At 66.1% G+C, this 8,665-nt stretch carries 9 protein-coding genes and 1 pseudogene; 5 read left to right on the forward strand and 5 right to left on the reverse strand.

Annotated elements, in window-relative coordinates:
- Positions 1-827 precede the first annotated feature (827 nt).
- A complete protein-coding gene (locus tag ABN034_RS29615) occupies positions 828-2,483 on the forward strand; it encodes a glycoside hydrolase family 3 protein (protein WP_349694277.1) in 1,656 nt (551 codons plus the stop codon).
- 214 nt (positions 2,484-2,697) lie between these two features.
- Here ABN034_RS29615 and ABN034_RS29620 read toward each other — a convergent pair whose 3' ends face one another.
- Positions 2,698-3,213, reverse strand: a complete 516-nt coding sequence (locus tag ABN034_RS29620; protein WP_349694278.1) for a putative immunity protein — start codon at positions 3,211-3,213, stop codon at positions 2,698-2,700.
- Between the two features lie 424 nt (positions 3,214-3,637).
- On the opposite strand from ABN034_RS29620, the gene ABN034_RS29625 reads away from it, so the two are divergent.
- Both ABN034_RS29625 and ABN034_RS29630 read left to right on the forward strand, forming a co-directional pair.
- Complete coding sequence (locus ABN034_RS29625) at positions 3,638-4,072, forward strand: MerR family transcriptional regulator (protein ID WP_349694279.1); 435 nt, start codon at positions 3,638-3,640, stop codon at positions 4,070-4,072.
- An 83-nt stretch (positions 4,073-4,155) separates the two neighbouring features.
- A complete protein-coding gene (locus ABN034_RS29630) occupies positions 4,156-5,130 on the forward strand; it encodes an aldo/keto reductase (protein WP_349694280.1) in 975 nt (324 codons plus the stop codon).
- A gap of 3 nt (positions 5,131-5,133) precedes the next feature.
- Here the strand turns inward: ABN034_RS29630 and ABN034_RS29635 are convergent, their stop codons facing one another.
- The 4 genes and pseudogenes from ABN034_RS29635 to ABN034_RS29645 form a co-directional block, all read right to left on the reverse strand.
- The gene (locus ABN034_RS29635) at positions 5,134-5,850 is read right to left on the reverse strand and encodes a DUF3592 domain-containing protein (RefSeq protein ID WP_349694281.1); all 717 of its coding nucleotides are present in this window, start codon (positions 5,848-5,850) and stop codon (positions 5,134-5,136) included.
- Between the two features lie 80 nt (positions 5,851-5,930).
- Positions 5,931-6,197: a hypothetical protein gene (locus ABN034_RS29640; RefSeq protein WP_349694282.1), complete on the reverse strand. Its 267-nt coding sequence runs from the start codon at positions 6,195-6,197 to the stop codon at positions 5,931-5,933.
- A 136-nt stretch (positions 6,198-6,333) separates the two neighbouring features.
- Positions 6,334-6,612, reverse strand: a pseudogene (locus tag ABN034_RS34670) (alpha/beta hydrolase fold domain-containing protein); the annotation flags it as partial.
- 65 nt (positions 6,613-6,677) lie between these two features.
- Positions 6,678-7,046 carry a VOC family protein gene (locus ABN034_RS29645; RefSeq protein WP_349694283.1) on the reverse strand — a complete coding sequence of 123 codons (369 nt, stop codon included), beginning with the start codon at positions 7,044-7,046 and terminating at the stop codon, positions 6,678-6,680.
- 591 nt (positions 7,047-7,637) lie between these two features.
- Between ABN034_RS29645 and ABN034_RS29650 the strand changes: the two genes are divergently transcribed.
- A complete protein-coding gene (locus tag ABN034_RS29650) occupies positions 7,638-8,315 on the forward strand; it encodes an SH3 domain-containing protein (RefSeq protein ID WP_349694284.1) in 678 nt (225 codons plus the stop codon).
- 216 nt (positions 8,316-8,531) lie between these two features.
- A complete protein-coding gene (locus ABN034_RS29655) occupies positions 8,532-8,660 on the forward strand; it encodes a hypothetical protein (protein WP_349330787.1) in 129 nt (42 codons plus the stop codon).
- Positions 8,661-8,665 lie beyond the last annotated feature (5 nt).

An 8,665-nucleotide genomic window follows, 5' to 3' on the forward strand; every position in this document is an offset into this window, starting at 1 on the left:
CGTCCTACGGCATCGTCTCAACCAGAACCCAGAACTTCCCCAAGGACAACGCCATGTCCCACGGCACCGTGTGGGTCTACATGGACCCCGCCCCAACCAACCCGTGCCAATACTTCATCGAAGAGCAGTAGGAGCCACTCTGGCCTCTGCCGCAGCGGAGCCGCCCTCCGCCGACGGCCAATCTGCCTCGGCGGTGCGCGTCCTCGCCTGGTCCGCTGCGTTCAGCGCGTGCGCCGCAGGGGTGACAGTGGTCCTCAAGTCGATCGAACGCGCCCGCCAGGCCTAGCTGGCGGTGTGATCATCTCCGTATCGAACCGCCCGTCATCTGCGACGACAGGGTGGAGGCGCGAGGCCCTCAGCTTCAGCGGTCAGTGCCCGCGTCGTGGTCCATTCCGCCCTTTGACTACGACCGGGTTGTTCACGAAACGGTCCTATTCGCCGGTGAATTCCTAGTCGGCGGACCCGAGACTGGACGTCAGTGTTTCGACGCAGGTGGCCGGGCATAGTCCCATTGCTTGAGTCGTCGCGATAGGCAAGGGCCCGAAGTGGTCGCAAGGAATGTGACCAACGAGAACATCGCCCGTGTTGACGTCCTGGGAGGACACTTCATGCAGCCGGTTCCGTCACGGCGGTCCCATCGGCAGGTACCGTCAGGCACGGCGCGTCGTCGAGCATTCCTCCTTGGCGCGGCGGGCACATTTGCCGGACTGGGCACCATCCCTGGCGATGCTTTCGCGTCGCCGCGCGTGCTCGTTCCCGGCGCCGATGGCACACCGGGAGACGGTCGGGGACCGACCGAGTCATGGGTGGATCGGATGATCCGTCGCATGTCCGTGCGGCAGAAGGTCGGCCAGCTCTTCGTCACCCGTGTCTACGGCAGCGCCCCTGACACGGTGGACTCACGTAACACCGCGGATTTCGGCGTCCCGACACCTGCCGACGTCGTTGAGAAGTACCACCTCGGCGGTATCTGTTATTTCACCGTCACCGACAACGTCGTCGACCCGCCGCAGGTCGCCAGGCTGTCCAACGGTCTGCAGCGGGTAGCGGTCGCCTCCGGCGCTGAGCTTCCACTGTTGATCTCGACTGACCAGGAAGGCGGAACGATCGTCCGGATTGGTCCACCGGCGACCCAGTTCGCCGGCAACATGGCGCTTGGTGCCAGCCGCGATGTCAAGGCCGTACGCGACACCGCAGCCATCCTCGGCCAGGAGTTGCGTGCCATCGGGATCAACCAGGACAACGCACCCGTCGCTGACGTCAACATCAACCCCGCCAACCCGGTGATCGGTGTTCGGTCGTTCGGTGCGGACCCGAACCTGGTCAGCAGGATGACCGCTGCCCAGGTCAAAGGATTCCAGCGGGACGCGAAGATTCTCGCCACGGCCAAGCACTTTCCCGGGCACGGTGACACCGCGGTCGACAGCCACACCGGTATCCCGATCATCACCCACTCCCGGGAGCAGTGGGAAGCGATCGACGCGCCGCCGTTCAAGGCTGCGATCAGAGCTGGGGTCGGGGCGATCATGACTGGTCATCTGGTGTTTCCCGCGCTCGATCCGTCGGGCGACCCGGCCACCTTGTCGTACCCGATCATGACCGGCATATTGCGTCAGGAGCTTGGCTTCGACGGCCTGGTCACCACCGACGCACTGGACATGCAGGGGGTGCGCGACAAGTACGGCGACGACCGGGTGCCTGTGCTTGCGCTCAAGGCAGGGGTCGACCTGCTGCTGCTACCACCGAAGTTCGACGTCGCCTATGACGCGGTGCTCGAGGCAGTCGACAACGGCGAGATCAGCGAGATTCGGCTGAACGAGTCGGTCCGGCGGATCCTTACCTGGAAGTACACCTCGGGTCTCGTGCGCAACCCGTACGTCGACGTGGACCGGGTGGCCTCGATCGTAGGAACGCCCGCACACCTCGCCCGAGCCGACCACATCACCAACAAGACCACGACGCTGATCAAGAACGAGGTCTCGGTGCTGCCACTCTCGCTACGGCAAGGATCGACCGCCTTCGTCTGTGGCAGCGGAACAGGCACGCAGGCGTTGGCGGACGAGTTCGAGAACCGGAACGTGTCGACGACACCGCTCAACACCGGAACCCAGCCCACTGACGCCGACATCGAAACTGCCGTTGGTCAGGCTCGGATCGCCGACGTGACCGTGGTGCTCACCCAGCGGGCATGGGACACGAACAACACGGACCCGCAGCAGCGCCAGCAGCTCCTGGTCGAGCGGCTCCTGGCCACTGCCAAGCCGATCGTGGTCGTCGCCGTCCGGGATCCGTACGACATCGCGCACTTCACCGATGTCCAGACGTTCCTTGTCAGCTATATCGGCAACACTGTGGCCATGCGCGCCTGTGCCCAGGTGCTGTTCGGTGAAGTTAACCCAACCGCGAAGCTCCCGGTGGCGATTCCGAGCGTCACCGAGCCGGGCAAGACGCTGTATCCGCTTGGCTGGGGCCTTTCGTACTGACAGAGCGGTGAGCACGGCTGAGGCTCTTGTGCCCGACGCGAAGCCGGCCGAGGAGCTGACGCAATGAACGTGCACGAGTCCGCCCTGCCCTGGACGAGCGATCTGCGGGTGCGGCTCGACTGGCACAGGCCACTGTGCGCCGGCCGGTTGGTGAGCTTGCCTGTAGCGCTGCTGGGTCCGTCGTCGCCGGCCGGTGCTGGCGCCAACGACGCGCTCAGCAGTCAAACACCGACCAGCAGATGTCGTTTCGCAACCGCTGGTCGTCAAGTACGAGTTCGCGAATCGCCTCCGGGAGCTGGTCACGCTGCCACTGGCACTCGAGTCGGCCTGCGGCCGCAGCCTCGTCCTCGGGCGCGGCAGCACGTACGGCCTTGATCGCGTACGCGGCCGCACCGAGTTCGTGCGCCGCGACGTGGGCGACGGCCCCGGCCTGGCCAGCAGCGTACGCGGCATGCCGTGCTGCCCCACGCAGGTCTCTGGCCGCGCCCATCGCATGGCCGCCCGCCGCGCGAGCCTGCATCATCCTGACCTCGCCCCGCACCCAAGCGCGGGCATGCTCGATCGCCTGACGCGGTCGGGGGTCCTTTGGCTGAGCCGACTCGAAGAGGTGAAGGACGTGCTCCGCACAAGATGCCGCCCAGAGAGCAAGGAGATGGTGATCCGAGTCCGTGAGGGTCCCACCGCGGCGGATCGTCACGAAGCGAGGGTCCCGGACCTTCGGGAGGATCATGGTTCGCACTCCTTCTGCTCGCATCCGCCCATGCCCACGGGCGCGCACGCGCGACCAGGCACGCCCCAAGTAAAGCCTGCGTACCCGACAAGAGCAGTGCTGGCTCAGGAGACCAGGTGGCAGATGCTGAACGTAGGTCGTTCGCATGCTGCACGATTCCATCGCCCTGGACTCGGTGGAGACCCTGGCCGATCTCGCCAGCAGCAGGGATGTCCGGTGAGGGATCGGCGGATTCTGGCGGTGGTCACAACACACGGTGTGACCGTGACTCACGCCGGCTCGCCGCACGATGGCCCTGTCCCCGCTCGTCCGCCTGGGACGGGAGCATCCAGCCCCGCATGAAGCGCTGCCGACGGTCGAACGCCCAAGACCCACATGACCGACGGCTTGACTTCGAGTGCGCTCTAAGGGCCATTCTGGTCGCGTGAACGAGGAACCGGACGTCCAGACCTGCGGCGTAGCCGAGATCACCCCCGACGTCGACGAGCCGCTCACCGTCGGGCAGGTTGCCACACTGACCGGGCTGTCCGCCCACACCTTGCGCTGGTACGAGCGGGTGGGCCTGCTGGAAGGCGTCGCCCGTGACCGGTCCGGCAATCGCCAGTACACGCAGATCGACCTGCGGCGGCTGACGCTGCTGATGCGCCTGCGCGCGACTGGTATGCCGGTCAGCGAGATGGTGCGTTATGCCGAGCTTCTCAGGGCCGGCGCCCATACCGGGCTCGAGCGTGCAGAGCTGCTCGAGGCGCACCGCGATCGGGTCCTGAGCCACATCGCCGACCTCCACCGCGATCTGGACGTGATCAACAGCAAGATCGCGGGATACCGGCGAGCGCAGCCACCCGCAGTATCGGCGTAGTCGTTCACGCACGTTCCGGGCTTGACGCCGAGCCCTCCTGAGAAACCAGGCGTCGACACCTCACCATCCCAAGGGAGCACTGCATGCTGTATCGCACCATGGGCAGTCGCCGGACCGTCAGCGCTCTGTGCCTGGGCGCCATGAGGTTCGGCAGCGAGACCGAACCCGACACATCGACGGCGATCCTCGACCGTTTCGTCGAAGCCGGCGGAACCTTCATCGACACGTCCAACAACTACAACCAGTCGACCGGCCACGGTGGCGAGAGCGAGGAATTCCTCGGCCGCTGGATGCGTTCGCGAGGCAACCGTGACCAGCTTGTCATCGCCACCAAGTGCGGCGCCAGGACGACCACGCCCGGCAACCCTGACGATGCGAACTGGGAAGGCCTTGCCGCCTCAACCATCGACTCCGCCGTCAAGGGCAGCCTCACTCGGCTGGGCATCGAGCGCATTGACTTGTACTACGCGCATATCGACAACCGAGCCACTCCATTGGACGAGACCGTGGGTGCGTTCGGGCGGCTCGCCGCCGACGGCGTCGTGGATCTGGTCGGGTGCAGCAACACCACCAGCTGGCGGTTGGAACGCGCACGGCGCCTTGCCGCCGACCAGGGCGTCGCCGCATATTCGGTGCTTCAGCAGCGGTACACCTACTTGTGGCACAACCCAGTGCGGGGCCACATCGAACGTCTCGGTACCCCGCATTTTCGGCACGTCGGGATAGAGCATCTCGACTACCTCAGGGAGCATCGGGACATGACGCTGGTGGCGTACGCGCCCCTGCTGATCGGCTCGTACGCCCGTACCGACCGCCCGTTTCCGGCCGAGTTCGGGTATGCGCATCCGACTGCGTACGTACGTTTCGAAGTCTTGCGTCAGGTCGCTCACGAGCTGGGCGCCACCCCCAACCAGGTCGTGTTGGCATGGATGCTGCACCACGATCCGGTCGTCGTCCCGCTCTTTGGTGCGTCGTCGGTGGGTCAGCTCGATGAGGCGTTGGACGCGCTCGAGATCAGCCTGGACGCCGAGCTGATGGACCGCCTCACCAACGCCTAGGCTCTAGGTCGGCCGCGTTCCCAGCTCGAGCAGGTTCCGGTCCGGGTCGGCCGGGTCATACAGCACGCGTACGTGCGTCTGCCCGCGCAGGCCCGGTCCCGGATCGCGCCGGACGTAGTCACTGGTCGCGGTGTAGGTGCGGCCACTCTGGTCGTCGTGCCAGGTCGCGTGGACGACGTAGGGATGGCGACCATTCACGCGTATGTTGAACTCCAGCCCGATGTGCGCGATCTCCGCCCAGATCTCCCTGCCGTTCCGCCGTAACCACGCCCGCTGTGCCAGGATCCGCCGGCCCTTCACGAACAGCGTCACCCCGATCGGCGTGAACACGATCCCGAGACCGCCGGTGATCAGCGGGACGAAGTACGCCGCGCCGACCGAGGCGAGTCGGGCGTCGTTCGGATCGTCCGGGTCGTAGGCAACCTCGACGGTGTCGCCCACCTCGTATGCGGGTGGGTTCGATCCTTGGGAGCTCTGGAACGAATAGGTCTCGCCGTCGACGGTGAACTCCACCGTCGGGTACCAGGCGGTGCCGGACCCGTTGCTGCCACTGCTGCTCGAAGTCTGTTCCGTCAGCTCGACGACCTTGCCGTCGAGGCGCTCGGCAGAGCTCAGGAAGCTCACCGTGGAGACCACGACCCAGACGGTGACGACGAGCAGGATGCTCCCTACGAGACCAAAGATTCCGCCCAGCAGTGCATACAACCGACCCTTGTTCATGGACCAAGTCTGCCTCTTCCGCCACGACGCTCATCAAGGGATCCCGGCGGAGGAGTACACGGGACCTATGAGGGTTCCGGTCAACGATTGGTGAGGAGGGCTTGTGCGATATCGGTGTGGCGGGGCCAGACCCTGGTCTGGCCGGACTCGATGTCCCAGAGAACGTTTTGCAGGACGCGACCTGCGGTCCATGCTCTGGCGCGCTGTCGTTCCATGGCCAGGACCTCGGTCATCAGGTCGAATCGGCACCGGAGAGCGCGGTGCAGGTCGCCTGTGGCGATCAGGTCGTCCCATCGGTTGCCGAGCGCGGGGAGCAGCTCGAACCCAGGATGCCAGCCAGGGGGCACGGATCGATGGCAAGCCACGGCTCTCGCGGATCGCGGTGGTGGGTAGCCAGGATGTTGTCGTAGTGCAGGTCCAGTGCAGGAGCCGGTCACCGGCTTCTCCGAGTACCTCACCGACCGTGGCTGGGTCGGCCGGTGCGCTGCCGATGACGACGGCTTGGGCACGGCTGGGGGTTTCCGATGACCCGACGGCTCCGTCGAGTTCAGATAGGTCAGGCGTCAGGGCGACTAGTGCAGCGAGGTGGCCGCCTGCGGAGTGGCCCCAGATCCCGATCCGGTCCTGATCGACTTTGTAGCTGTCGGCATTGGCTCGTAGCCATCGGATCGCTGCTTTCACGTCGCGGATCTGGGCGGGGAACCTCGCGTCGGCACTCAGTCGGTAGTCCACACTTACGGCGACGATGCCATGCGCGGTCAGGAGCGCGCATCAGTAGCTGACAATGTCCGCGCGTGTTCCGGCAAACCAGCCGCCGCCGTATGTCTTCAGACGGGCTGATGAAAGTAGTAGCAAAGACCGTCGGGAGCGACGACGAAGAAGACCTGAAGCTTCTGCCCGTCGCGCTCGTCTACGCGCCAGTTGCCGATCTTGATGCCGTTGGCTTCGAGTTCCTTCCTGGCGCGATGAATGTCCGAGACCAGAATTGCGGCGCCATCCTGCGAGGCATCGCCACCGTTGATCGCAAACCCGATCTGTACGCCGTCGCGTGCGAGGATCACCGTGGGATACGGAGCATGCCGCCGCTCGACCTCGCTCAGGCCGAACGCCTTCGAGTACCACTGGGCCGCGACATCGAGATCGGTGACGGGCAGGGCGAGCACGTCCTTCTGGTACGGGAACGCCTCCTTGAACAATGGTGCTTCATTCACCGGAATCTCCCTGCCGTCAAGGTGTCAGCCCTGTTCGAGCACGATAGCGAGCGACGACGCCCCCGTGAGCCCCTACCGCGCCCGCAGACGGTTGCAGCCGTCCATAGGTCGCCCGGCCGGGAGCCATAGTGCTCAACCTTCGACGCATTGCGAAGATGCGTCAATAGCCCGGCTCGCCCGGGACCCTCATGATGATCGGCTGGCGCCCGCAGCGTGGCGTCGGCGACGGCGAGGTCCCTCCCAGAGCTGACCCGGCGCCAACTCCCTGTAGAACACCTCGAACTACGCACCGCATACGACGGCCCCACCTCCGATACCGGCTGATCGCAGGACGGGGGCAGTAGTCGCTCCCTCCGCACACCTGCTCCACCCCGTCCAGCCCGAGGCGGGACGGCTGGCATTTGGCGACCTTCTTGGAATTCGGATCAGGCTGTTGTCGGTGCAGCCGAACGCACGGTCCGAGGTCGAACCTGCTGACTGTGGCTGGTGGTGGGAGGCCCCGTCGGGCAACCTTCGCAGCGCCCCAAGCATCTACACAGTGCCGAAGTGCGGCAACAATTCGGGGAGAGGCACATCATGAGTAATCGCATCGGTATCACCGTCGGCGGCCGCGGCACTGGCCGTGGTGGGCGGTTCGGTCTCGGCATCAGTGAGCGCGCAGCAGCCCTACGAGCGCGAGGTCACCTCCTTGTGAGGACCCGCCGCGTCGGCCCGATCGTCGCGGCGGCGGTCCTGCTCTCGGCGACCCTGCTGGCGTTCGCGCCGACGCCACCGGCTCACGCCGCGACGAGCTACCAGGGCAGGGTCACCGCGACGGCGCTCAACATCCGGAGTGCCCCGACGTCGGCAGCCGCCGACGTCGGCACGCTCCGCTACGGGGCGACCATCAGCATCCAGTGCAAGGTGTTCGGGCCGTCCGTGGGCGGCAACTCGCTCTGGTACAAGCTGTCCACCGGGAAGTGGGTGACCGCGCGTTACGTCGCCAACATCGGGTCCGCGCCACGGTTCTGCGGCGACGGGCAGGAGTACGAGGGACGGGCGCTGTCGTTCCTGAACGTGCGCAGCGGTCCGCACACGGCGAACGCGACGGTGTCGTCCGCGCCACAGGGCACGTTCCTGGCACTGGTCTGCAAGGTCGACAGCCAGTCGATCGACGGCAACCCCCGCTGGTACCAGCTCACCGGCGACGGCGGCGGTCAGTGGGTCGCCGCCCGGTACGTGTCGAACGTCGGCTCCGCGCCGCCGTACTGCTGACAGCGCCACGGGACAAGAGGTGGCCGGGGGGCATCCCCCGGCCACCTCTTCTCGCGCACCGCTCGATACGCGGGGCCACTGACGAGTGCGGGGCGGCACGACCGGAGCGTCGCCCTTGACAGCAAGTGCGTGCGCGACGACTCTCTGGGTGCGAGGCCGAGGTGACCTGCATGAGGGAGCACGTGTGGGCGCCGGCCTGCTGGGGGGAGGACTCTCGTGTTCTTCGAGGAGTATCCGATCGTTCTGCTCGGGGTCATCATCGTGGTGATCGAGGTGTGGTTGCGGATCCGCGAGCCGATCTTCCATCTGGTCGCCCGCGCACTCCGCAGGAACACCCCGTCCTAGGCGGT

This window comes from Actinopolymorpha sp. B11F2 (assembly GCF_040195635.1).
Taxonomy (GTDB): domain Bacteria; phylum Actinomycetota; class Actinomycetes; order Propionibacteriales; family Actinopolymorphaceae; genus Thermasporomyces.

Coding starts and splice junctions, on each gene's coding strand:
- ABN034_RS29615 (WP_349694277.1), top strand. CDS start 828: ATGTCCGTGCGGCAGAAGGTCGGCCAGCTCTTCGTCACCCGTGTCTAC.
- ABN034_RS29620 (WP_349694278.1), bottom strand. CDS start 3,213: ATGATCCTCCCGAAGGTCCGGGACCCTCGCTTCGTGACGATCCGCCGC.
- ABN034_RS29630 (WP_349694280.1), top strand. CDS start 4,156: ATGCTGTATCGCACCATGGGCAGTCGCCGGACCGTCAGCGCTCTGTGC.
- ABN034_RS29635 (WP_349694281.1), bottom strand. CDS start 5,850: ATGAACAAGGGTCGGTTGTATGCACTGCTGGGCGGAATCTTTGGTCTC.
- ABN034_RS29650 (WP_349694284.1), top strand. CDS start 7,638: ATGAGTAATCGCATCGGTATCACCGTCGGCGGCCGCGGCACTGGCCGT.